Source organism: Verrucomicrobia bacterium S94 (assembly GCA_004299845.1).
Classification (GTDB): Bacteria; Verrucomicrobiota; Kiritimatiellia; order Kiritimatiellales; family Pontiellaceae; genus Pontiella.
Map to the genome: position 1 here is coordinate 2,645,377 of CP036201.1, position 23,766 is coordinate 2,669,142.

Consider the following 23,766-nt stretch of genomic DNA (forward strand, 5'->3'; position numbering starts at 1 on the left):
AAAACCGGTAAAAGTAATTAACCCATAAGGAGTAAACCCATGAAAAAAGTAATGACCGTTGCAGTACTCACATTAATGATGGCCGGAAGTTCCGCATTTGCATGTGCCGGATGCGGATGTTCCGGATGCGGATGTTCCGCCAAAAAGGCTGAAAAAGCCAAAACGGAATGCAAAGCCTGCACAAAAGAAAAAGCATGTAAAGGCTGTGAGGCCAAAGCCAAAAAGGCTGAAAAGAAAGCGGCCTGTTCCTCCTGCTCCAAAAAATAAAATCTGCGGAATCCTGCACAGGGCTCCCCTCTCGAAGGGGGGCTTTTTTAACATTCATCCGGATTCAAATGCTCATTTGAAATAAAAACATGAATTGTTTGACAATAAACCGGTCACCTCATACGTTGCACTCCCTCTATTCAAATGAGCATTTAAAAATGAACCATACCAAATCAACCAAAGAGCGCCTGATCGAAGCCGCCGCGCCGATTTTTGCAGAAAAGGGCTACCGTGAAACCACCGTGGCCGAAATCTCTGAAGCGGCAGAGGCAAACATTGCAGCCGTGAACTATCATTTCGGCGACAAGGCCCAGCTCTATGCCGAAGTCTGGAATTATCTGGTCAGCGCCGCCCGCTCCGAATTTCCGTACCCGGATGACCACACGGAAGTGGGAGCGGAACACTGGCTGCGCCTGTTCCTCCGCTCACGGCTTGAATGTATTTTTTCAAAAGGACTTGCCGGTTTATGCCCCATGCTGATCCACAGGGAAATGAATGAGTTCACCCCGAAACATGATGAACTGTTAGCAACCTATCTGAAACCGAATCACGACCGGGTTCGGGCGGCTATTCGCGATTTTATCGAATACGAGATCGGCGAAATTCAGCTGGACCTGCTTACTCAGAACTTTATGGGGGTACACATCTCAATCAATGCCGGTTACCAGAAACATAGAAATGATCCCCACCGGCGGCACCGCTTTTCCCGCTTCCAGAACATCACTCCTTTAATTACACAGATCGAGGCCTTTGCCATCGGCGGCCTCAGGGAAGTTAAAAAGAGCCTGAATTCATGAAACAGATACTATCCGTAATAACCGCGTCCTCCGCACTGCTGCTCACCTCCTGTGTTTCTCTTGAACCGCAGCGTGAAAATGATCTGCTGAAGGAACAGACGCCTGAGCAGTTCAAAAACCCCTCCGGCCAGGCCGCTCTGCAAACCAGATGGTGGGAAGCCTTCGGCTCCGATCAGCTGAACCGGCTGATGGACGAAGCTTTTTCCGGAAACCTGAGTCTGGAACAGGCCTATGCCCGCCTCGAACAGGCCGCAGCCACGGCCCGTAAAAGCGGCGCTGACGGAAAAATCCAGCTCGACGGCAGTGCATCGGCCTCCTCCAGTTATACCTCCAACTACAATGATACCCAGAGCAGTCGCACCACCCCCGACTATTCAATGGGCCTGTATGCCAGTTATGAACTCGACCTCTGGGGCCGGCTGAAATCCACCGAACGCGCATCGCTTGCCGATTTTGAAGCCACTAAATTTGATCTGCAGTCGGTCGGCATGACCCTTTCGGCCGAACTTGCCACCGCCTATTTCTCCTGGCTGGCGCAAAATGAAATTCTGGCGCTCTACGAAAGCCAGCTGGAATCCAATCGCAATAAACTCGCCGCGATTGAGCGCCGCTACCAGACCGGACAGTCCACCCTGCTTGATGTACTGCAGCAGCGGCAGCTGGTAGCTTCTTCCGAAGCCAAAATCCCGCCGACGCATGCCCTTATTCAAACCTCGGAAAATCAGATTGCCGTGCTCATCGGTAAAATTCCGGGAACCGACCTTCGACTGGAAGCCGAAGAGCTGCCTGCCCTCCCTCCCCAACCGGCAGCCGGGCTTCCAGTCAACCTTCTTGAAAACCGGCCCGACATACAGGCTGCGCGCCTGCAGCTTGAATCCGCCGACTGGTCGGTCGGTGCCGCCCGGGCGGCGCGGCTCCCCTCGATTTCTCTCACCGGCAATATCACCACAGGCGGGGATGACGTAGAGGATCTGTTCGATGACTGGGCCTCGAACCTCGCCGCAAGTCTGCTGGCTCCGCTGCTGGATGGCGGAGCACGCAGGGCTGAAGTTGAGCGGACTGAAGCCGTATCCCGCGAACGTATTGCGGCTTACCGCCTTGCGGTTCTCGAAGCCATTCAGGAAACGGAAAATGCGCTCTCCGATGAACAGCATCAGGCCGCCTATGTGGAAGCCATTGCCAAGCAGTATGCCGCCGCTCAGAAAAGTGAAACGGAATCGATCCGCCGCTACCAGCGAGGCGTCCTGCCCTTCCTTGACGCTCTTACCGCTGTTGTTTCGCGCGAATCACTTGAGATCACCCACGTACAGGCCCGGATGGATCTGCTCAGTGATCGTATTCAACTTTACCGCTCCCTCGGGGGCGACTGGTCATTTATCCTGGAGAATGAATATGAATAAAGGAACCAAACGTCTTGTCTCAACCGCACTCGGTCTGCTTTTCCTAGCCATCGGACTTTCCATAGCAGCCTATTTTATCAAAAGTAAACCCGAAGCCAAACGCCGACGCTCAATGTCGTCGATGATTCCCGTGGTTGAAACGGTCAAACTGGGAACCGGTTCACATATACACCGCGTGGAATGCCTAGGTACCGTTATCGCTGACAAACGTGCGGCACTGCAACCCGAAGTGACCGGCCGCATTACCCGTGTGAATCCCGGTCTGGTCGCCGGCGGACTGGTGAAAAAGGGAGAAGTCCTCATTGAGATCGAGGATACCGACTACCGTCTGGCCCTCGCCGCAGCCGAAGCCGATCTGCTCACCGCGCAAAGCAGCTATCGTATTGAAGAAGGTCAGCAGGATGTGGTTCGTCATGAACTGGAACTGATGGGTAGTGATGAGGATGATTCCTACCGCGACCTGATGCTCCGCGAACCTCAGCTCAAAGCGGCCGAAGCTGCAGTAAAAACAGCAGAACTTGCTGTTGAATCAGCTAAACTAGACCTGGCCCGCACCAAAATCAGAGCCCCGTTCGATGCGGTTGTTATTTCCGAAACAGCAGATATCGGCGATTATGCTCAGACGTCATCCGTGCTGGTCGAACTCGCTGCCATTGACCGCTTCTATATCCAGTCGTCTGTTCCTTTAAGTGCTCTGACTCCCCTGCCTGCACTGGGAACCAAAACCTATCCCGCAGAGTTAACGCTTGCTGACGGATCCACCCGCCCGGCACAAACCTATAAACTGCTTCCTTCCTTAACGGAAACCGGTCGCATGGCCCGTATCCTTCTGATGGCGGATGCTCCCTATGGCGGCGATGGCCGTCCTATGCTGCTCAATGAATATGTTCGCGTCCGCATCCAGGGGGAAGTCGTAAAAGACGCCATACTGCTGCCCCGGAAATATCTGCGCGACGGCAACGTCATCTGGACCATTGATACCGAAAACAAACTGCGTATTCTCCAGGCGGAGGTTATTGACGGCTACACCGATGAAGTTCTGGTTCGGGTTGACGGACCATCAACACTCGAAATTGTTACAACCGATCTTCCCGCTGCGGTAGACGGCATGCAGCTCCGTCATACAGGCGAATCGATGCCCGGGCAGCAACCCTCCGGGAACCCGGAAGAATCTGCAGCGCCGAAACCGGAAAAATAATCTGACGCTTAACCCCCGCACTTCTAAATTTCTAATGGGTATACACCATGAATAACATGCTGGATAAATTTAAAGGGCCGATCGCCTGGATGGTCAAGAATCCGGTTGCATCCAACCTCCTGATGCTTCTCTGTCTCTTAGGCGGCTATGCAACATTCACGACCCTCAAGCAGGAAGTTTTCCCTAATCTGACGGCCGACTCGGTCTCTATTGTTGTCACCTATCCCGGTGGAACTCCGGAAGAAATGGAGCAGAGCGTCTGCCTCGCGGCAGAAGAGGCCGTCCGGTCGCTGGAAGGAATCGAAGAGGTTACCTCAACCGCCAGCGAAGGATCCGCCAGTATTGTTGCTGAACTTATTGAGGGCGTTGACCGCATTAAGGTTTATCAGGATATCAAAAGCGAAATCGACCGTATCACCACCTTCCCCGATGGAGCGGAAGAACCGATTGTATCGCTCTCAACCCGCAAGCGCGATGCCATGACCCTGATCCTTTACGGAAACGTCTCGGATACCACACTGCGCAATCTGGCGGAACAGGTCCGGGACCGCCTGCTCCAGACCGAACATATTACGCAGGTCGATTTAACCGGAACCCGCGACCTGGAAATCAGCATTGAAGTCTCCCAGGACAAACTTCGAGAATACGGTCTCTCTCATCAGTCGCTTGCCTCCTCCATTAATACGCAGTCGCGCGAAATCTCCGGCGGCGGAATTAAGACGGAAAGCGGCGAAACCCTGCTGCGTATGCAGGAACGCCGCAACTACGGCCCGGAATTTGCCCAGGCTCCGGTACTCGCAACCGAAGACGGAACCACGCTGCAACTCGGCGAAATTGCCGATGTGATCGACGGATTCGAGGATACAGACGAGTTTGCATCGTATAACGGACAACCGGCCATCATGCTTGAAATCTATCGCGTTGGCGACCAGACCCCGACTCAGATCTCCCGGACGGTCGAGGAACTGCTGCCGCAGCTCAAAGAACAGCTGCCTGATGGGATCGGCATTGATATTCTCGATGATAAGACCGAGGTATTTTCGCAACGTGCCGATCTGCTGCTGCGCAACGGTGCACTCGGGTTGCTGCTGGTCCTCTTTGTTCTGGGTATTTTTCTGGAAATGCGTCTGGCCCTCTGGGTGGCTATGGGGATTCCGATCTCTTTTCTCGGGGCTATGCTGCTGATGCCGGTCACGGGACTGTCCATCAACATGATCACCATGTTTGCTTTTATCGTATCGCTCGGCATCGTGGTTGACGACGCCATCGTCGTCGGTGAAAACGTCTACCATTATCAGCAGGAAGGCCACGAACCCCACGAAGCTTCCATCCTCGGTGCCCGGGAAGTCTGCTCTCCGGTTGGATTCAGTATCCTCACCAATATTGTAGCCTTCATTCCGCTGGCTTTAATGCCGGGTATGATGGGTCGTGTGATCGGCATGCTGCCGATTGTAGTTATTGCGGTATTCACCATTTCCTGGCTGGAAAGTCTATACGTCCTCCCTTCGCATCTGAGTCATGGCCGGAAAAAAGAACCGCAGGGACTTTTCGGTTCCATCCACCACCTGCAGCAGCGTTTCAGCAATGCCTTCAGCCACTGGGTGCGCACCAAATACGGCCCTTTCCTGGATTTCTGTCTGTCACATCGCTACGTCGTTATTTCGGCATCTCTCGCCATCCTCTTTATTGTAGGCGGATATTGGCTCAGCGGCCGCATGGGTTTCGCGATGTTCACGACCGTCGAATCTGATTTTGCCATCGCCTCGGCCACGCTGCCCTACGGAGCGCCGGTGGCGAAAACCGAAGCCGTTGCCGACCGTCTGGTGAAAGGAGCTCAGAAAACCCTGGAAGAAACCGGACATCCGGAACTGGTGGAAGGTATCTTTGCCCGGATCGGCAACAGCGGGTCCCACACCTGCCAGGTCCGCGTTTATCTGGCCGACCCCGAAATCCGTGATGAAATTATGGGCACCGAAGCCTTTGTACAGGCCTGGCGTAAAAACGTCGGCGAAATTCCCGGGGTCCGTTTCATCCGTTACGCCTCCGACCAGGGTGGACCGGGCAGTGGGCCGGCGCTGGAAATCGAACTGCGCCACAGCAATATCCGAACGCTGGAAAATGCAGCACGTGCGCTGGCCGGGGAACTCGAAAATTATCCGCTCGTGCAGGACATCAATGACGGCGTTGAAGAAGGAAAAACCCAGTTCGACTTCACCCTTAAACCCGAAGCCATCAGCCTCGGTCTTTCCGCCAGTGATATCGGCGGCCAGATCCGCGCGGCTTTCGAGGGTACCGAAGTGCTTCGCCAGCAGCGCGGACGTAATGAGGTAAAGGTTAAAGTCCGTCTGCCGCTGGAAGAACGGACCCGTATGTATAACTTTGAAAAATTCATCCTTAAAACGCCGGACGGCGGAGAAGTCATGCTCTCCGATGTGGTGAATACCGAAATCGGAAAATCCTACACCACCATCAACCGTCGCGATGGAATGCGCACCATCACCCTTACCGCCGATGTGCGTCCCAAATCCAAAGCGGGCGAAGTGATGACCAAACTGGACAACGATTATTTCCCGAAACTGCAGAATCAGTTCCCCGGGCTGGATTACAGTTATGAAGGCCGCACCGCCGATCAGCGCGACAGCTTTGGCAGCATGGCCATCACGATTCCGCTCGTTCTGCTTGCCATCTACGCCCTGCTCGCCATTCCGTTTAGAAGTTACTCCCAGCCGCTTATCGTGATGGTTTCCATCCCGTTCGGCATCATCGGCGCCGTTCTCGGACATCTGATGCTCGGTTATGAAATGACGATGATGGGGGTCATCGGTATGCTCGCGCTCTCGGGCGTGGTGGTCAACGATGCCTTGGTACTGATCAGCTTTGCTAACGAACGCAGACAGCATCACGACACCACACACGATGCCGTAGTTTCGGCCGGCATCCAGCGCTTCCGTCCGATTCTGCTGACCACTCTCACCACTTTCGGCGGATTGGCCCCGATGATTCTCGAAACTTCACGGCAGGCTAAATTCCTGATTCCGATGGCCATCTCGCTCGGCTTCGGTATCCTCTTCGCAACCTTCATCGCACTGTTGATTGTACCCTGTCTCTATATGGTGATCGACGACTGCGGTTCACTTAGACGCAGATTAACGGGCGCCTCATGAGCAAACTTCTCGAAGGATCTGTTGCAGGACATATGACCCGGCTCGCCCTCCCCGGTGTAGCCGGGGCTTTTGCAATGATGGTGTTCAACCTCACGGACACCTATTTTGTTTCCCGCCTGGGCACTGAAGAACTCGCAGCCATGGGCTTTACTTTTGCGGTGGTCATGATCGTCGGAGCCCTGGCCATCGGCTTTTCAGCCGGTGCCGCCTCGATTATTTCACGCGCACTCGGCGCAAAAAATATACCGCTCGCACGCCGGACAACCGCCGACGGACTGGTGCTGACCATCCTCGGTACGGTATTCGTCAGCCTGCTGGGCTATTTCACCATCACCCCGCTCTTCTCCATGCTCGGTGCTGAAGGTCACGTGCTTGAACTGGTGCGCGGCTACATGCAGATCTGGTATATCGGTGCCGTCTTCGCCATCCTTCCACCCGTCTCAGACGGATGCCTCCGCGCCGCCGGTGATATGGTACGGCCGGTAATCGTTATGATCGCCTGCGCTGCTCTCAACGTTATCCTCGACCCGATTTTCATTTTCGGCTGGGGTCCTATTCCGGAGCTCGGCATAAAAGGTGCTGCCCTGGCCACCGTAATCTCCCGCGGTCTGGGCGCATCCGCCTCCCTGCTCATCCTGCATTTCAAGCACCGTCTCATCGACTGGAGCCGACCTCATCTGCGGCAGGCGCTCAACTCCTGGAAAGCGATTATCCAGCTGGGGATTCCCGCAGCCCTCACCCAGGCACTCACACCGGTTGCCCAGGGCTTCTACATCCGCCTGGCGGCCGGAGTCGGCGGCGTAAAGGCCGTGGCCGCCATGGCCACCGGCACCCGTGTCGAAACCATTGTGTTCATCATCTCCATGGCCTACTCCATGGCCATCGTCCCCTTTGTCGGGCAGAACTTCGGGGCCAACGCGCATGACCGCGTCCAGGACGCCCGTCGACTCAGCACCCGCTTTGCCGTTATGTACTCAGGCATCACGTTCCTCCTGCTCATCGTCGGTGCCCGGTGGGTTACCGGGCGTTTCAGCAATGATCCGACCGTGCTGCAACTGAGCATAACCTACCTGTTTATCGCCGCCCTCGGTCATGCCGGCCTGCACACCACCACCTGGCTCAGCCAGATACTGAACGTAATAGGAAAACCCCGGCCTGTAATGGAAGTCAACCTCACCCGCGTCTTCATCCTTATCATGCCGCTCTGCTTCCTCGGCAGCCGCTATTTCGGCTTCACGGGCCTCGTGGCCGGTCTGGCCCTCGCCAATCTACTCTCGGGCACACATGCCTATTTCACCACCCGCGCACAGCTTAAAACCTCCAGCTGTCCCGAATTTGTACCACGCTGAATCGCGTTATGAGTGCTTCCTATTTGCTGTAATCTCTGAAAATATCGCCCTTGTAAATTTACAATATTAGGAATTCCTATGGGCGAACACATCGAAAAGCAGGGATATTCATTCGGCACATTCAAAGGAGTCTATACGCCAAGCGTACTGACGATTTTCGGTGTCATCATGTACCTGCGCTTTGGCTGGGTACTGGGCAACGTCGGTCTGTTCGGCACCCTGCTGATTGTCACCATAGCCACTCTCATTACTTTTCTGACCGGACTCTCCATTTCCGCCATGGCCACCAATATGAAGGTGGGGGGCGGCGGCGCGTATTATATTATCTCCCGCTCCCTCGGACTTGAGGCTGGCGCAGCAATCGGACTGCCGCTTTTCTTTGCACGGGCCATCGGCGTCGCCTTCTACATCGCCGGCTGCACCGAGGCTGTCATGTTCTACACCGGCAATCCACTCGCCCAATGGGGGATTGATCCGGCCATGACCGCCAAAATACTTTCCGCCGGCACACTGATCGCCCTTACAGCCCTGGCCTATTTTTCGGCCGACCTCGCACTGAAAGTTCAATTCCTCATCTTTGCAGCCATTGCTCTTTCTCTGGTTTCATTTTTTATGGGGAATCCCTCCCCTGAAATACTCTCCGTTCCTGCCGATGCCGTTATTCCAGACAAAGTCGGTTTCTGGGTGGTCTTTGCAGTGTTCTTCCCGGCTGTAACAGGAATAGAAGCCGGCCTAGGTTTATCCGGCGACCTGAAAAACCCGGCAAAATCGCTTCCTTTGGGCACACTGCTGGCTATTGGAACCGGGTATCTCGTCTATATGATCATGCCGATCTTCCTCAATACAAAAGTGCACAACCCGGACCTGTTGCTGATCGACTCCAACATTATGTCCACCATTTCCTACTGGTGGCCGGCCATTGCCATCGGCGTCTTTGCCGCCTCTGTTTCCAGTGCTCTCGGCTCCCTGCTCGGGGCCCCGCGTACCTTACAGGCTTTAGCCATCGACCGCATTATTCCCCGGCTGATCGGCAAGGGGTTCGGCAAAGACAAAGCCGATCCGCGTATTGCGACCCTCATTTCTTTTGCGGTCGCTCTGGCCGCCGTACTGCTGGGCGATCTGAATGTGATTGCCCCTATTCTCTCCATGTTTTTCCTGCTCTCCTATGGACTGCTGAATCTCTCGGCCGGTCTGGAAGGACTGATTGAAAGCCCATCCTGGCGCCCGAAACTCAACGTCCCGTGCTGGGTTTCTCTGCTTGGAGCCGCGCTCTGCTTTGCGGCCATGCTGATGATTGATGCCGGAGCAACCATTATCGCAATACTACTGACTGCCTTTGTTTTTTATCTGATCAAACGCCGGCATCTGAATGCCCACTGGGCCGACATGCGCTACGGCATTCTCACTCTCCTCGTGCGCTTCGCCATTCACCGGCTCAATAAACTTAAACCTGATGAACGAACCTGGCGACCGCAGATTATGGCCTTAAGCGGCTCTCCGAAATCGCGCTGGCACCTTGTTGAACTGGCGCATGCCCTCACACGGCACAGCAGTGCACTCACCATTGCCAGCATCCTTCCGGTGGAAGACTGGTCCGCTGAAAAAGTCCGTTCCATGGAAGCCTCTATGCAGGAGTATCTCCAGAAACGGGAAGTCGATGCCATGGTGAAAATCTTCCCTTCGCCCAATATGCTGTCCGGCGCACGGGCACTGGTACGCGCCTACGGCTACGGCCCGCTGACGCCCAATACCATTTTATTGGGCGACACCGAAAACCGTGAAAACTTCACCGAATTTGCGGAACTGATTCAGCTCGTCTACCGTACAGAGCGAAACCTGGTAATGTTGCGGGAAAACGGATTTGAAGAACCGGAAGATGCCGAGGAAATTCACGTCTGGTGGGGGGGCAACAAAGATAATATCGGCCTGATGCTTACCCTCGCCTACCAGATTCAGAAAAGTCCGGTCTGGAAAGAATCGAAACTCATCATCAAAACCATTGTGGAAAACGAAGAGGAAAAACCGCCCGCAGAAGAGCGGCTCAAAAACTTTATTACCGAACAGCGGATTCCTGCCGAAGCGGACGTCCTGATCAAGAACCGCCCCAGCTTTTATGACATCATCAAACAGTCTTCAGCACAGGCCGGTCTGCTCTTTATGGGCATGCGGCCGCCACGCAGCGACGAGCCGGATGAAGAATATGGCCGCTACTACGAAAGCCTGATGGCTTCAACCCGGGATATGCCGCCCACAGCCTTTGTGCTTGCCGCGGAAAAAATCGAATTCCGAGAAGTCATCGGTATTACCTCCGGATGACCCTTTCGTTTCGCAAAAAAAGCCGTCGAAGATCGGCTGTGACGACAGACCTAGAACAACCCCATTCCGGTGAGTACGAGAGATTTAAGATCATCGTATGCGGTTTCCAGATCGTCGTTGATGATCTGATGCGTGTAGTGTTTGGCATAGGCCATTTCACCTTCGGCGGCCGCGAGTCTTTTTTGAATCACTTTTTCCTCATCGGTACCGCGACCGCGCAGCCGTTTTTCCAGTTCTTCCATCGACGGCGGAGAAATAAAAATATCCGTAAAACCGCGACGAATGGGATGCCGCGGATCCAGTTTTGCCAATGATTCCCGCAACTGGGAAGCACCCTGAACATCAATATCCAGCAGGATATGTTTTCCCTCTTCCATTGAATAAAGCACGGTGTCTTCCAGGGTGCCGTAATAATTGCCGTGCACTTTGGCCCACTCCAGAAACTCACCGTTTTTGATGCGCTCCTTGAATTCCTTTTTGGAAAGGAAATAGTATTCCACCCCATCCTGCTCTTCACCCCGCGGCGCGCGGGTGGTGCAGGAAACCGAGTAGACAATTTTCGGAAATTCCTCAACCAGCCGGTCGCACAACGTACTTTTTCCGCAGCCTGAAGGCGCCGAAACCACAATCAGCAACGGTCGCGATGTGCGGACAGCCGGAGGTTCTTCCTGAATCAATTTGTGCTTACCTTCTTCCACATCCTTCTCCTGAATACTATTCTATATTCTGCACCTGCTCGCGAATCCGCTCGAGCTCGGTTTTAAACGCCACCACATACCGGGTAATTTCCACTTCGCCGGCTTTCGACCCCGTAGTGTTGATTTCGCGGAACAGTTCCTGACAGAGAAAATCCAGCGTCCGTCCCACAGGTTCCTTCGAACGCAGCAGTTTGCGCGCCTGTGCCAGATGACTCTTTAAACGGGTCAGCTCTTCACTGATATCGCACCGGTCGGCAAACAGGGCGATCTCTTTAACGATTCGCTCATCGGAAGCCAGATCATTCAGCCCGGCCTCCTCCAGCCGCTGAAACAGTTTTTCGCGATAGCTTGTCACCACCGCCGGAGCCAGTTTACGAATTTCCTGGGTATATTGTTCCAGCAGCGTCAATCGCTCCCGCAGATCACGCTCCAGCATTTTTCCCTCGGCCGCACGCATTTTCGCGAGCCCCTTCAATGCTTTAGCCAGTGCTGCGCTGAGAATCTCCGAAACCTGATCCGAGTCCAGATCACGCTGTTCGATGGATACGACACCCGGCAGCCGCGAGATCAGTTCCGCTCCGAGATCTTCCTGCAGTTTCAGCTTTTCCGCCGTTTTGCGAATACCGGTCACATATTCTGCCGCCAGTTTTTCATCCACCACCACCGAACCGGCGGAGCCGTCTGCGGTTTCCACGCGGATGATGCCGGAAACCCGCCCACGCGAAAATTCCTCGCGGATGGTACGCTGCACCTGGGCATCGAGCGTAACCAGATTGCGCGGCAGATTCACATTAATATCCAGTTGTTTGCGGTTCACCGAGCTTAGTTCGACCGAAACCCGGATACCGGCAGCCGATGCTGCACCCTCGCCAAAACCTGTCATGCTTTTCAACGCCATAAAATTGAACCTGATCCTTGAATTTGAAACTTGTAATGAAACCTCAGAATCCCCGATTCTTAAGGCCATGTCACGCATATTGATTAAAGATGGCCCCGGTATACCGGTCGTTGAAAACGTGCTCATCGCCGAATCTCTGCGGGATCGCATGCGCGGGTTGCTGGGTCGCACCGGTCTGGATCCGGAACTCGGTATGCTGCTCCGCCCCTGCAAAAGTATTCATATGTGGTTTATGCGCTTTCCGATTGATGCCGCTTTTCTGGATCAGAACCTGCAGGTCCTCAAAATGGCCCGCAACCTCCGGCCCTGGCAGCTCGCCTTTGCTCCACGCGCAACAACCTGTGTGCTCGAAACCGCAGCCGGTGTGCTGGACCGTGTGCAGCAGGGCGATACCCTTATTCTGGAATAAAAAATCCAGCCCCGGAAAAGTTCCGGACGCTGGATGTGCTGTTTTCAGATCATGGAAAGCTATTCCGGCACTGCGCTTTTATTCATTTCAATCAATCGGCGGGCCTCGCGGTTGCTTTCATCTTCCAGGGTGATGGGCTGAACATCGCGGATGTCGGCGGCCAGCGCCGTATCAAATACGCCCGGATACCGTTCATAATAGATATTACCGTTGGGCAGTCTGTACTCCATGCGGCACTTGATGATCTCATCGTCTGTCACAATTTTTGTATCATAAACAAAAATGCGTTTAAGCACTTCATGGCGTGTAACAATCTGATCAACTTCAACCTCAACGGCGGTAGTACGTGAAACAAACCCTTCACGCACCAGCTGAATGGTATGCGTTCGATCCGACTTCAGTGTAATGCGGATCGGTTGCGACAGCGAATCCGATCCGCCCTTCGGCTGCGAGGTGGTCAGCAGTTTGCCGTTCACATAAATCTGAACGTTGGCCGGCTCGGTATCAATGACCAGCGTTCCGCTGTTTTTCTCCATGTTAAACTCAACACTGTCGTTGATATCGGGCTCCAGATAAATGTTTTTGGTGGCCGTAGCATACCCGTCAAGCGAGGCCGTGACCTCGTGCGGCCCTTCTTTAAGATTCTCCAGCGTAATCGGAGCCTCGCCAACCACCCGGCCGTCAATCATAATTCGTGCTCCCTCCGGCGAAGTCATCACGGTCAGACCGGAAGGAAGCGCTTCGAGCTCGGCATCAATTTTATACGGTTTAGTGGCCTCGAAAGTCATGCGCATCTGATACGGCTTATAACCGCGTTTCGAAACTTTCACATCGGCCTGACCGGCTTCCACTTCTTCAATACGGATCGGGGTATCCCCGGCATAAATGCCGTTGATACGGACCTCCGCGCCTTCCGGTGAAGAGGTCACATCCAGCTGTGCCGTATTGGAAACCAGTTCAGCGAACACGCGGACCGGTGTCCGGTCTTCCAGAATTGCGGTCATGGTGCGCGGAAGCTGTTTCGGAGAACGGAACTCCAGCCTGTATTCCCCCAGCGGAAGATCCGTAAGCAGCAGCGGTGTATTTCCTTTCGAAACCCCGTCAATAATGACATCCGCATTCTGCGGATTGGAGTCGACCAGCAGCAGTCCGGTGATCGGTTTCATGTTCAGCGTGACGTCCATCTCCTGCCCTTCGAGCAGGCTCACGCTTTTATAGCTCCGCTCAAATCCATCTTTCCGCAGTTCAATCACATAGTCTCCGGCAACCAGGCCCGTCAATGCCTGCGGGGAGCGCCCCTGCGGAGTCCCGTTCACAAAAACTTCAGCGCCTTTGGGATCGGAATTAATGGTGATGGATCCTTTTCCTGCAATTTCAACTTCGCATCCGCTGAGCAATACCAGCGGAAGCAGCAGAAAAAGAGGGCATACCATAGAGCGTTTCATCATAAATAACCGTTTTCCAATCATTGGAACCTACCTCAAATGCTGTTCAACGTTTAGGAGCTTGGCACTGACCTTTTCATAACGAGGATCAGAACGATCCTGAATCAGCTCATTCAAAATACGCAGATACTTCGCCGCCTCATCCCAGTTCCGCAGACGGATCGCCCGGTCGGAGCGGAACAGATAATCTTCATACCGCACATTCTGTTCCGTCTGCGCCGCTTCCAGCAGGCCTGCGGCCCGATGGTAAAGCGCCGGTTTCGGCTCAATCGTTTCCAGATAAAGCATGGTTTCTTTTAAATGGACAATGGCCGATGCCAGATTCCCGTAACGGATATCACGCTCGTTGTAACGGGCTTCCCCCACTTCGAATGCATTTTCCGCCAGCTGCATCAGCTCCTCCGGCTCCTTCATCCAGGTGAAGGAGATGCCAAGCTCACTGACCGCAAAATCTTCAATCAGCTGAGTCGTACGTTTGATAGCCACCGGTGGCGTCCAGTTCAGAATGGTAATATGATGAAACCGGCTATTCCGTAAAACCGCCAGTTTATACAGATCATACTGATTTTCCACCGTTCCGGCATAATCAGAATCCACATCAAAGAAACCGGCCGCTTCAATCCCTATGGAAAGCTGTTCAATCACCGTATCGGAGATTTCCTTGCTTTCAAGCTGATGCCGGTTGGTTTTCAGGTCGTCAATGCGAACCGAAAAGAGACCTTTATCATCAAGCTCCACATGATAGCGGAAGATATTTCTGGGCGTGCCCATGACACGTTCATAGGAAAACGTCAGCGATTCCTTCTGCTCGACCGCCGGGACATCGGTCCGGGAAAGTTCGAACAGCGAAGGGCCGACAATCATCAGCACAATCAGAAAAAGCAGAATAACCGAAACCTGCAGCAACCGCGAGGTCAGCAAAGCCCCCTTCTGTGGAGGCTCTTTTTCCCTGCCTTTTTTTCTCGCCGTTTTTTTATGCCGTTTAAAGCCCAGATCAATTTCATTCTCCGGCGCTTCCGGCACATCGGCACACTCCTCTTCGTTCTTGCCCGCAACCGCCGAAACCGGAACTTCTTCAGCCCGGCCGGTATTGATGATCCGGAACGCCGTATGGCCCACCTCGACCAGATCACCGACTTTCAGCTGATGCTCATCAACCGGCTCCCCGCTGACGGTGGTCTTTTCACCGGCGCCGAAATCGGTAACCCACAGCGTGCCATCGGATTTAAAGAAAAAACGACCGTGAAACAGCATGACCGCATCGTCATCCAGCACCAGGTCATTCGCCGGTGACCGCCCGAATTTTATGCCGGCCGCCGGCACTTTGACTTCCCTGCCGACCTCTTTTCCCTGTTCAATAATCAAATGAGACATGTTGATTTACCTATTTCGTTAACGATCAGAATCCGCCGCGCAGGGCCATCTGCAGGATAACAGGACCCAGCAGAATCAGAAAGACGCCCGGAAAAATAAAGGCCACCAGCGGAAAGAGCATTTTCACCGGCGCTTCATTCCCCATTTTCTCCGCCCGCTGGAAACGTTTCTGCCGGATCTGGTCGGACTGAATCCGCAAAGCCGTACCGATGCCTGTTCCCAGCTCATCGGCCTGCACCAGCGCATTGGTCACCGAACGGATGTCGGGATGGTCGATCCGCTCCGCCATATTCTGCAGCGCCACTTTCCGGGAACGTCCCACCTGAATCTCGCGGAATACGCGGATCAGTTCCTCACCCAGCGGATCAATCGGGCGGAATTCAATGATCCGGTTGATGCCGCTCATAAAATCAAGTCCGGACTCCACAGAAAGGGTCAGCAGATCGAGCACAAACGGCAACGCCCGTTCAATACTTTTATGCCGCACCTGCACCGCATTTTTCATCCAGAGATCCGGATAAAACCCGAGCAGTATCATGATCAGCAGATAAATAAAATACTTCCGATCCGCCAGCATACCGGCGATCCCCGACGGCATGGAACCAAACGACATCCAGAGCAGCACACACAGTACCGAGCCCAGACCAAGCGGCATCATGACACGCAGCCCGATCGCTTCCTCCGGCTCAATCAATCCCTCAAAACCGCCGGCAATCAGCTTTCGTCGAATACGGTGCCGGCTCTCCTCCAGCGAAGCATGCCCGGTAATAAACGAGGGAACAAGGCGGACAAACGGAAGGACCATACGGATCAGCAGCGGCAGACTGCGTTCCTGCCGTCGGCCGTCGGCCAGCGTAATATAGGTGACGTGCTGGGCCGTGCGAATCACCTGCCAGGCCACGGTCATCGCCGCAAACAGGAACATCGAACTGATAATTATGATTTCGTTCGTCATTTCACCTACACATCAATATTTACAATTTTACGGATCAACAGCATGCCCATCGCCACCATCAGAATCACAACCGCAATAATGATCATCCCAATCGACGAACTCACAAATGCCGTCATCATTGCCGGATCCAGAAAATAGATGGCCAGCCCGAGAATAAACGGCATGGCCCCCACCACATTGCCCTGAATTTTTCCCTGCGCGGTCAGCGATTTAATTTTGCCTTCAATCCGTCGGCGCTCCCGGATTGTCTCCGCAATGCGGTCAAACACCTCGGTCAGATTACCGCCGGTCTGCCGTGCAATTTCAATCGACTGAATCATCAGCGTCAGATCATCGCTGCCGACGCGCCGATCCATATCGGCCAGCGCAACCTCAAACTGCACGCCCACCCGAAGCTGCTGCAGAAACATGGCAAACTCCTGGGCAATGGGATTTTCGCCTTCTTTAACAATCGCCTCAAAAGCCTGCTGAATGCTGAACCCCGCTTTCAACGCATTACTCATGCCGGTCATCGCGTTCACCAGCTGCGAGTTAAAGCGCTCCAGCCGACGGGCCCGCAGTACTTTCAGCAGCAGTCGCGGCATGAACAACGCCAGTGTGGCACCGAATATTCCGACCACACCGCCACTGACGAATCCGCCAAAGGAATGAATATCCCCGGCGATAAAAAACAGCATAAAAAAGACAATCAACGCCAGCATACGTGAAATATTGAGCATCTGCTGTGGCGAAATAAACAGGAACAGATCCTCAAACTGCCGGGCGGTATCCGCCGTGTATTCACTGGCATAGCTCTCTTCCGCCTCGCGCAATGCGTTCAGCACCACGTAGCCCATGAGCGCCGCGCACAATGCAAAAAGGGATGGAATCAGCCAGAACATATCTATCCCCACTGCCCCGATCTTTTGGTGGTGAAAATGGAGCGGTCAAACGGAATGCCGCGCACTGCGATTTCCTCAATAAAGGTCGGCACCGCGCCCGTGGCATGCAGACTGCCCTGCACCCGCCCGTCGTCGTCCAGCCCGGTCTGTCGAAATTCGAAAATATCCTGAAGCGTGAGCCGGTCACCCTCCATCCCGGAAACTTCCGTGATTTTACTCACCTTGCGCGAGCCATCCGAAAAACGGGAAATCTGGCAGATCAGATGCACCGCCGAACCAACCTGTTCGCGGATGGCACGAACAGGAAGCTCCATCCCCGCCATCAGCACCATCGTCTCCAGACGGGCCAGCGCATCGCGCGGAGTGTTGGCATGAATGGTCGTCAGCGATCCCTCATGGCCGGTATTCATCGCCTGCAGCATATCCAGCGCTTCCGCACCACGGCACTCGCCCACGACAATCCGGTCCGGTCGCATGCGCAGCGCATTGCGCACCAAATCACGTATCGTGACCGCTCCGCGCCCTTCAATATTGGCCGGCCGCGCTTCGAGACGGACAATATGATTCTGGGTCAGCCGCAGTTCTGCGGCATCTTCAATCGTCAGAATACGTTCATCGTCGGGCAGATAACTGGAAAGCACATTCAGCAGTGTGGTTTTCCCCGAACCGGTACCGCCCGAAACAATAATGTTTTTACGCAGCAGCACACAGACCCGCAGAAACTCGGCAATATCGGGCGTCAGCGTGCCGAAGTTGATCAGATCCTGTACCTTGAACGGCTCCTTCGAAAATTTACGGATCGTTATGCATGGCCCCACCAGTGACAGCGGATGAATCACCGCATTCACACGGGAACCATCGGCAAGACGGGCATCCACATAGGGCTGACTTTCATCAATCCGGCGGCCGATCGGCGACACAATACGTTCAATAACGGAGTGTACCGAAGTTTCGTTGATAAATGTGCAGTCGGTCAGTTCCAGTTTCCCTGCACGTTCCACATAAACCTGACTCGGCCCGTTCACCATAATTTCAGTCACGGTATCATCTTCCAGCAGATCCTCCAGCGGTCCGAGACCGACCGCCTCGTCGAAAATCTCCTTAGCCAGACGATCGGCTTTCAGTCCGGCCGGCAGACGATCACGGATCTCGTCAATGATTTCTTTGAGCGTCCTTTTGATTTTTGTCTGAAGCTCCCCTTCCTGCAGCTTGCTCATACTGAGCCGCTTCAGATCGAGGCGTTCTACAAGTTCGCTGTGGATCTGCTGTTTAACCGCCTGAGTTGCAGCCACATTCCGCGATGCCGTTCTGGGTTTAAAAGGTTCCGGAGCCGATACCGTAACCTCCGGTTCCGCCGCCGGGGGTTCCGGGGACCGGATAGAAGAAGAGACTGCATCTTCACCGAAAATCATCGTATAGTTTCCCAGCTGAATCGGTACGCCGGGAAAAACCTGCCGGCGGGTTGATACCCGCTCGCCGTCTACAAAAATGCCCTCCCCCATCAGATCTTCAATATACGATTCGTCCTCCATCAGCGTCAGTACCGCATGCGCCTCCGTAACACTTCCGTCGTCGAGCACAATACGGTTCGAGGCATCGGATCCGATCATATAAACACCGTACGGCGCTTCCAGAGACTGGGACGGCCTGTTCGGATGGGAGATATTGATTTTAAGCGAACTCATTCTGATTAAACCCTACAGATTAGGAGAAAGGTTGGACTGCCGGCGCTGTTCATTAATCTGCATAAGCACCGATTCAAGATAATCGAAATTAACCGACGGAAAATCGGCCTGATGGCTGACATCGTTCGGATTCCGCAACGAAAGATAAAGCTGTCCGCGCGTCTGCTGGGCGAAAACAAGAATCTCGGCTTCGTGCGTAGTCACTTCGAAAGTCAGCATGCTGTACCCGGTTTTATTCTCATTGCCGGCCTCCGTATTCTGCCGAGCCAGATTGGAGCCGGTAGCCAATACCGTCACATCCTGCAACAGGGTCAGCGTCACCGACTCGGTCTGGTTCGGATTGGTGCGCGATGGAAACGTGAACGTACCCAGAATATCGACATGGTCGTTCGGCTTCACCAGCCCGCTCACGGCTGCGGCACCGGAGATGGCAATCGACAGCGCACGCTTGCCTTTCTGAATGACCGGTGCCAGACCGCTTTCGATTTCGCGCGGCATATCCACATGGGTCCACCAGAGCGGCTCCGCCCGTTTCAATGCATATTTCAGCCGTTTGCCCAGCACACGGTCTACATCGGCCGCCATAAATACATTGTCACCGACCGCACTTTTATACACGTCCTTCAAAGCCAGATCATCGCGCGTCAGTTCGGTCATCGCAGCAATATCCCGCTTTGCCACGATTACCTTCACCTTCACGGCTCCTTTATAGAGTTCGGCGCGTTCATTGGCCAGATAGCGGGCGCTCATCCAGAACGCCAGAATCCCCACCAGCAGCGCCACAATTAAAATCAGCTTATTCTTCATATTCAGCATCTCCAGTAATTGGAAAAATTATCAAAGCGCACCACCCTTAACAAGGATCGTAATCGTATTCACCCCGTCCATACGATCCGTGGCCTGTACATAACATACCCTGCTCTTTTTTTCATAAACCGCCATGCCGCTGACGGTCCCGTTTTTGATCAGCGCCGGACTGATCATTTTCCAGCCCGCTCCCTGCAGTGCCCCCGCATAAAAAACATGCGTTTCCGTCGCCGACGAAGTCGTCTCCAGAGTAGCCAGATAGGTTCCGGTTTTATCGTCTGAAATGGTGGTCCGTACCTTCGCACGGCGATATTCCGGTACCGGCGATTTTACCGACGTTCCCCGTTCCCCGGTGGGTTCATAGACAAAAATCTGCTGGGTCGGTTGCTGCGGCGGTTTCAGCACCAGAAAACCGACGCTCTGATCAGGAAATACCGCACGCCCCGTCGCCCCGTTTTCATTTTCCTGAACCTGTACCTGTGCCCCCATCTGTTCAAACCGGCTTTTCAGCTGATGGACCACCGGTTCGGAAAAGCGGGCGGAATAAATGCGCATTACCGCCGGACGGCCGTTGACGGTCATCTCCGTCACATACGCCTTGTCCCACGGCAGCGAACCATTATGAAACCGATCCCCATCGGCCGCACCGCCGCCGAAAAGACGAAACACTTTTCCAAAACCCGGAGCTGCCATCAAAAGAAGAACGGGAAGTAGAATTCGCAGGATTATACGTCGCAGGAACATTATTCTCCACTTCCTCCCTGCGGATAGAGCAGATCCTCCCAGGGCGGCATGTAAATGGCATTCTGAATCGATACCGAACTGCGGCCGGTGACTCGCTGCATAAACGTCGATGTCACCGGTGTGGACGAAGCCTTCTCCGACCCCACAAGTTCACTGAGCGGGTTTTCCCCGGTCCATAAAAATTCAAACGCATTTTCCCTCCCCCGGGATAGGCTGCCAGCTCCCCCTCCAGATCGCCGCCCGGATTCAGCGCCTGCTCAAAATCATCATCAACTGCGTCAAAATTATAGGTTGAAGCTCCCCCCGATGTTCCTGCCGAATAGGCCATCAGCCGATCCGCCACCTCTTCCCGGGCGGAATAGATCGTTATGAAATCGTAATAGACAATGTTAGCAATCAGATCAATGCCCAGAATGAGCACCATAATCCCCACCAGACCAAGCAGCATCTCGATCATCGCCTGACCCTTTCTGGATTTCAGCTTCCGCATCAGCCCCGCCCCATATTCGGGTTTCCTTCGTAATTCGGATCGCAGACGTCGCCGTTCTCTATGGCTTCCAGGTTTTCCTCAATCCAGTCGAGAATCGCATTCCGGTCTTCATCATCCTCCCACATCTTCAGAATTTCACAGTAATAGCAGTCGTTGTCTTCTATTCCAGAAATGCCTTTCTCAAGATATTGCGGCAAATGCTGATATATGTGCTCATCCCATCCGGGCTGTCTGGGGTTGTCCGAAGTTCGTGATGACAGTTGATTATGAATCAGACGTGCATCATGGAATGCCGGCAGCACTAAACCGAAATACATCGGCGCACGTTTTTTTCCACTTCCATCCGGATCTTCCAGATACCCGAAAGGTTTTGCTGCCGCCTGCCAGTAAATATCCCCCACCGCAATCTGCATACCCGGCGTGTAGATATCCGATGCAATACGCACATCGACGGCGGCGTTAGCTCCGCCATAGTTAAACTCGTCCTTGAATTTCCAGCCTTCATGCAAAGGGAAATCATCGGAATCCGGATAATACATTCCGCTGCTGTATCCCCTGTCCTTCATCCAGGATGATTGTTTGAAAAAATGCCATGAAGTCCAGAGATTGAAACCGTCCTGATACATCATATCCAGATCCACGGCATCCGTTGGCGGATTGGTTTCCATATACCCTACCAGTTGATCCTGAAGGGTGGATGCATTTACATCCACATCGGGGTAATAGTTCGTCAGCGTATCGATATGCCAGTTTGAAGAACTGTAATACGCTGCAATAGACGCTCCGCTGCTGAACTCATATACCTGTGAACTGAAATATTCTGAATTGACGGTATTCCGCTGCGCAAAATCAGGCAGAGGATCCCAGCTCGTATAATCGCTGTAACTGCTGATGAGATCGTACCGGGATCCCCGGGCAAAGTAACAGTAAATCCCTCCGCTCACCGCTCCATAAAAATCGGGATCAAGCAGGATGTGAGTACCGTTAAAAAACAGAAAATAGTCGGTATTCCCGCTCTCCGCAATCATGGTTTCGTTGGCAACCGCCGAAAGAATGGCCCCATATTCCTCCCAGGCTCCCGTGTAGGGCTCCTGAACCGTATCCATATAATACCCGCCACTCTCCTCAAAATCCTGTCCACGCTGAGCCAGAAAACGGGATGTCGCCTCTTCAACCATCAGCTCATCCTTTTCCGTCAGATTCAGCAAAGCACTGGACTGCGCCGCCACCAATCCCATTAGTGGCCCGATCAATGCCATCCTTCTCTTTAAAGGCGCAATATTGAACTCGATATCATCAGCCAGATTCTGAAGATCAGACGAATAATTCGGATCGGTTGGATCCATCGTTGCAAGCTCATCACAGATATACGCCGCCTGCACCAGATTCAGCTCACCGATCATATTCAGCGTAATCCCCTGCCAGCGGGCGGCTGAAAGCGCGGCGGCATCGCCGGCATTGTCGATGCGGATTTTGGTGGAGACAATATTATGCAGATCAAAATTCCACAGCACCACAATGGTTCCGATGAACAGAACCATAATGAGAAAAATAATCGCCTGGCCGGACTCCCGGCCTTCGGATGACTGTAATTTTTTCCACATCGTTTACTGGGTCGTGAGATAGAGCGCAGAGTGATTCTCCAGCCGAATCTCCTGCGTGATGGTATAAAGAGGAACTTCCGAATACTCAATTTCCCCTTCGCTGCTGTACCGAACAACCATTCCGCGATCAGCATCCATAAAAAGACCGCTGGCAAAAGGAAAGATGAGCGGCACATTCTGACTGACGTTGACCCAGGCATCTTCATCCCCTGGCGCCGCAGACTCCACCGAAATTTCGGTATCGGAAGTCAGCCAGTGAAAATAATTCAGAATCGAATCGAGCTGGGATTCATCCTCCGCACCGAGATAAAAGGGGATATAATAATTTTCATACCAGAACTGTTGTGACCCCAGCGACGTCGATACCGCAAGATCCCACCGCGTGCCTACATCGCCATCCGGTAAAGCCTGATGCTGAAGCGTACTGCTTCCATAAGGTGGTCCTGCCGTCGGAATCGTGGTCACGCGTGCTACCCGCTCCACAAACTCCTCATCCATTCCCACGGTCAAAGCCCGGGCCGAAGCAAAGGCACTGAACGAAATCACGTCCCGCGCCATAATCAGATACGAAACCTGCAGTAACCCGAAAAGAATGAGGCACAGCATAATAATCGCAAGGCACGACTCAACCATTGCGGCACCATCTCTTCTTTTTGGAAATTTTCGTTTCACAAAGAAAGCTATAATTCCTGAAGATCTTCCAATGCGGAAGAGCTGTCAGCTTCAGTCTGTCCTGCAGATCCACCATCCAGAGCATCCACAGCACCTCCCAATTTACCTTTAATTGTATCTCCAAACATCCCAAAAAGGACGAGGGCCGCAATAGCCACCACCGCCACAATGATGATGTATTCAACCATCGCCTGGCCTTCTTTACGTTTCATATTCGTTTTCATTTCCCACTCTCCTGTATTTCGGATGCATAAATCACACGGAATGCGCCATCAGTGCCAGTACACGCCCGCCGAATGACTTAAAAGTATAGAGTAACAATGCACACAAACCGATCAGCATCAGAAAGATGCCCGTTGCGATCACATACTCCAGCATCACCTGCCCACATTTTCTTCTCTTATCGGCCTTCATAAAACATACCTGTATATAACGGTTTTCAACGTTTCGAAATTGTACCCGATTTTCCGATGTTTGAAATCTAAAACACAGGCATTAAGTGATCATGAATTAAACCCGTGCCCATGACGAAAGTTCCGCATGAATTCCCCAAAAAAACGGACAACAAAAAAGGGCACCTCCCGGCACCCTTTCTCTGCAAACCTCAGATTAG

21 protein-coding genes are annotated in these 23,766 nt (G+C 53.4%); 8 read left to right on the forward strand and 13 right to left on the reverse strand.

Going from position 1 to position 23,766, the window contains the following annotated elements:
* Window positions 1–39 precede the first annotated feature (39 nt).
* The 7 genes from EGM51_11560 to EGM51_11590 all read left to right on the forward strand — a co-directional run bounded on the left by EGM51_11560 (window position 40) and on the right by EGM51_11590 (window position 10,491).
* Window positions 40–267 carry a hypothetical protein gene (locus EGM51_11560; GenBank protein ID QBG48003.1) on the forward strand — a complete coding sequence of 76 codons (228 nt, stop codon included), beginning with the start codon at window positions 40–42 and terminating at the stop codon, window positions 265–267.
* 89 nt (window positions 268–356) lie between these two features.
* Window positions 357–1,064, forward strand: coding sequence for a TetR/AcrR family transcriptional regulator (locus tag EGM51_11565; GenBank protein QBG48004.1), 708 nt, complete (start codon window positions 357–359; stop codon window positions 1,062–1,064).
* A complete protein-coding gene (locus EGM51_11570; protein QBG48005.1) occupies window positions 1,061–2,464 on the forward strand; it encodes an efflux transporter outer membrane subunit in 1,404 nt (467 codons plus the stop codon). Before EGM51_11565 ends, EGM51_11570 begins: the two co-directional genes overlap by 4 nt.
* The gene (locus EGM51_11575) at window positions 2,451–3,662 is read left to right on the forward strand and encodes an efflux RND transporter periplasmic adaptor subunit (protein ID QBG48006.1); all 1,212 of its coding nucleotides are present in this window, start codon (window positions 2,451–2,453) and stop codon (window positions 3,660–3,662) included. The genes EGM51_11570 and EGM51_11575 overlap by 14 nt, the downstream gene beginning before the upstream one ends.
* Before the next feature lie 56 nt (window positions 3,663–3,718).
* On the forward strand, window positions 3,719–6,826 hold the full coding sequence (locus EGM51_11580; GenBank protein QBG49302.1) for an efflux RND transporter permease subunit: 3,108 nt from the start codon (window positions 3,719–3,721) through the stop codon (window positions 6,824–6,826).
* The gene (locus tag EGM51_11585) at window positions 6,823–8,175 is read left to right on the forward strand and encodes an MATE family efflux transporter (protein QBG48007.1); all 1,353 of its coding nucleotides are present in this window, start codon (window positions 6,823–6,825) and stop codon (window positions 8,173–8,175) included. The genes EGM51_11580 and EGM51_11585 overlap by 4 nt, the downstream gene beginning before the upstream one ends.
* Window positions 8,176–8,253: 78 nt before the next feature.
* Window positions 8,254–10,491 carry a Na-K-Cl cotransporter gene (locus EGM51_11590; protein QBG48008.1) on the forward strand — a complete coding sequence of 746 codons (2,238 nt, stop codon included), beginning with the start codon at window positions 8,254–8,256 and terminating at the stop codon, window positions 10,489–10,491.
* Between the two features lie 50 nt (window positions 10,492–10,541).
* Here EGM51_11590 and EGM51_11595 read toward each other — a convergent pair whose 3' ends face one another.
* Window positions 10,542–11,165: a guanylate kinase gene (locus EGM51_11595; protein ID QBG49303.1), complete on the reverse strand. Its 624-nt coding sequence runs from the start codon at window positions 11,163–11,165 to the stop codon at window positions 10,542–10,544.
* A 40-nt stretch (window positions 11,166–11,205) separates the two neighbouring features.
* Window positions 11,206–12,237, reverse strand: coding sequence for a YicC family protein (locus EGM51_11600; GenBank protein ID QBG48009.1), 1,032 nt, complete (start codon window positions 12,235–12,237; stop codon window positions 11,206–11,208).
* Here EGM51_11600 and EGM51_11605 point away from each other — a divergent pair.
* Window positions 12,071–12,496, forward strand: a complete 426-nt coding sequence (locus EGM51_11605) for a DUF192 domain-containing protein (GenBank protein QBG48010.1) — start codon at window positions 12,071–12,073, stop codon at window positions 12,494–12,496. The two genes, EGM51_11600 and EGM51_11605, sit on opposite strands and share 167 nt — an antisense overlap.
* 59 nt (window positions 12,497–12,555) lie before the next feature.
* Here EGM51_11605 and EGM51_11610 read toward each other — a convergent pair whose 3' ends face one another.
* From EGM51_11610 to EGM51_11660, 11 genes are all read right to left on the reverse strand, one after another.
* Window positions 12,556–13,965, reverse strand: a complete 1,410-nt coding sequence (locus tag EGM51_11610; GenBank protein QBG48011.1) for a PEGA domain-containing protein — start codon at window positions 13,963–13,965, stop codon at window positions 12,556–12,558.
* A gap of 6 nt (window positions 13,966–13,971) precedes the next feature.
* Window positions 13,972–15,315: an FHA domain-containing protein gene (locus tag EGM51_11615; protein ID QBG48012.1), complete on the reverse strand. Its 1,344-nt coding sequence runs from the start codon at window positions 15,313–15,315 to the stop codon at window positions 13,972–13,974.
* 25 nt (window positions 15,316–15,340) lie between these two features.
* On the reverse strand, window positions 15,341–16,270 hold the full coding sequence (locus tag EGM51_11620) for a type II secretion system F family protein (protein QBG48013.1): 930 nt from the start codon (window positions 16,268–16,270) through the stop codon (window positions 15,341–15,343).
* Between the two features lie 5 nt (window positions 16,271–16,275).
* Window positions 16,276–17,151: a secretion system protein F gene (locus tag EGM51_11625; protein QBG48014.1), complete on the reverse strand. Its 876-nt coding sequence runs from the start codon at window positions 17,149–17,151 to the stop codon at window positions 16,276–16,278.
* A 2-nt stretch (window positions 17,152–17,153) separates the two neighbouring features.
* On the reverse strand, window positions 17,154–18,836 hold the full coding sequence (locus EGM51_11630; protein ID QBG48015.1) for an FHA domain-containing protein: 1,683 nt from the start codon (window positions 18,834–18,836) through the stop codon (window positions 17,154–17,156).
* 12 nt (window positions 18,837–18,848) lie between these two features.
* Window positions 18,849–19,652 (reverse strand): Flp pilus assembly protein CpaB, encoded by an 804-nt coding sequence (cpaB, locus tag EGM51_11635; GenBank protein QBG48016.1) that lies wholly within the window; start codon window positions 19,650–19,652, stop codon window positions 18,849–18,851.
* 21 nt (window positions 19,653–19,673) lie between these two features.
* The gene (locus EGM51_11640) at window positions 19,674–20,312 is read right to left on the reverse strand and encodes a hypothetical protein (protein ID QBG48017.1); all 639 of its coding nucleotides are present in this window, start codon (window positions 20,310–20,312) and stop codon (window positions 19,674–19,676) included.
* A 187-nt stretch (window positions 20,313–20,499) separates the two neighbouring features.
* Entirely contained in the window at window positions 20,500–20,877 is a 378-nt protein-coding gene (locus EGM51_11645; GenBank protein QBG48018.1) for a hypothetical protein, read from the reverse strand.
* A complete protein-coding gene (locus EGM51_11650) occupies window positions 20,877–22,481 on the reverse strand; it encodes a hypothetical protein (GenBank protein QBG48019.1) in 1,605 nt (534 codons plus the stop codon). The genes EGM51_11645 and EGM51_11650 overlap by 1 nt, the downstream gene beginning before the upstream one ends.
* Before the next feature lie 3 nt (window positions 22,482–22,484).
* The gene (locus EGM51_11655) at window positions 22,485–23,114 is read right to left on the reverse strand and encodes a hypothetical protein (protein ID QBG48020.1); all 630 of its coding nucleotides are present in this window, start codon (window positions 23,112–23,114) and stop codon (window positions 22,485–22,487) included.
* Between the two features lie 47 nt (window positions 23,115–23,161).
* Window positions 23,162–23,377 (reverse strand): hypothetical protein, encoded by a 216-nt coding sequence (locus tag EGM51_11660; GenBank protein QBG48021.1) that lies wholly within the window; start codon window positions 23,375–23,377, stop codon window positions 23,162–23,164.
* Window positions 23,378–23,766: the final 389 nt, after the last annotated feature.

Coding starts and splice junctions, on each gene's coding strand:
- EGM51_11560 (QBG48003.1), top strand. CDS start 40: ATGAAAAAAGTAATGACCGTTGCAGTACTCACATTAATGATGGCCGGA.
- EGM51_11565 (QBG48004.1), top strand. CDS start 357: ATGAATTGTTTGACAATAAACCGGTCACCTCATACGTTGCACTCCCTC.
- EGM51_11570 (QBG48005.1), top strand. CDS start 1,061: ATGAAACAGATACTATCCGTAATAACCGCGTCCTCCGCACTGCTGCTC.
- EGM51_11575 (QBG48006.1), top strand. CDS start 2,451: ATGAATATGAATAAAGGAACCAAACGTCTTGTCTCAACCGCACTCGGT.
- EGM51_11580 (QBG49302.1), top strand. CDS start 3,719: ATGCTGGATAAATTTAAAGGGCCGATCGCCTGGATGGTCAAGAATCCG.
- EGM51_11585 (QBG48007.1), top strand. CDS start 6,823: ATGAGCAAACTTCTCGAAGGATCTGTTGCAGGACATATGACCCGGCTC.
- EGM51_11590 (QBG48008.1), top strand. CDS start 8,254: ATGGGCGAACACATCGAAAAGCAGGGATATTCATTCGGCACATTCAAA.
- EGM51_11605 (QBG48010.1), top strand. CDS start 12,071: ATGCTTTTCAACGCCATAAAATTGAACCTGATCCTTGAATTTGAAACT.
- EGM51_11600 (QBG48009.1), bottom strand. CDS start 12,237: ATGCGATCCCGCAGAGATTCGGCGATGAGCACGTTTTCAACGACCGGT.
- EGM51_11610 (QBG48011.1), bottom strand. CDS start 13,965: ATGATTGGAAAACGGTTATTTATGATGAAACGCTCTATGGTATGCCCT.
- EGM51_11615 (QBG48012.1), bottom strand. CDS start 15,315: ATGTCTCATTTGATTATTGAACAGGGAAAAGAGGTCGGCAGGGAAGTC.
- EGM51_11620 (QBG48013.1), bottom strand. CDS start 16,270: ATGACGAACGAAATCATAATTATCAGTTCGATGTTCCTGTTTGCGGCG.
- EGM51_11625 (QBG48014.1), bottom strand. CDS start 17,151: ATGTTCTGGCTGATTCCATCCCTTTTTGCATTGTGCGCGGCGCTCATG.
- EGM51_11630 (QBG48015.1), bottom strand. CDS start 18,836: ATGAGTTCGCTTAAAATCAATATCTCCCATCCGAACAGGCCGTCCCAG.
- cpaB (QBG48016.1), bottom strand. CDS start 19,652: ATGCTGAATATGAAGAATAAGCTGATTTTAATTGTGGCGCTGCTGGTG.
- EGM51_11645 (QBG48018.1), bottom strand. CDS start 20,877: ATGCGGAAGCTGAAATCCAGAAAGGGTCAGGCGATGATCGAGATGCTG.
- EGM51_11650 (QBG48019.1), bottom strand. CDS start 22,481: ATGTGGAAAAAATTACAGTCATCCGAAGGCCGGGAGTCCGGCCAGGCG.
- EGM51_11655 (QBG48020.1), bottom strand. CDS start 23,114: ATGGTTGAGTCGTGCCTTGCGATTATTATGCTGTGCCTCATTCTTTTC.
- EGM51_11660 (QBG48021.1), bottom strand. CDS start 23,377: ATGAAAACGAATATGAAACGTAAAGAAGGCCAGGCGATGGTTGAATAC.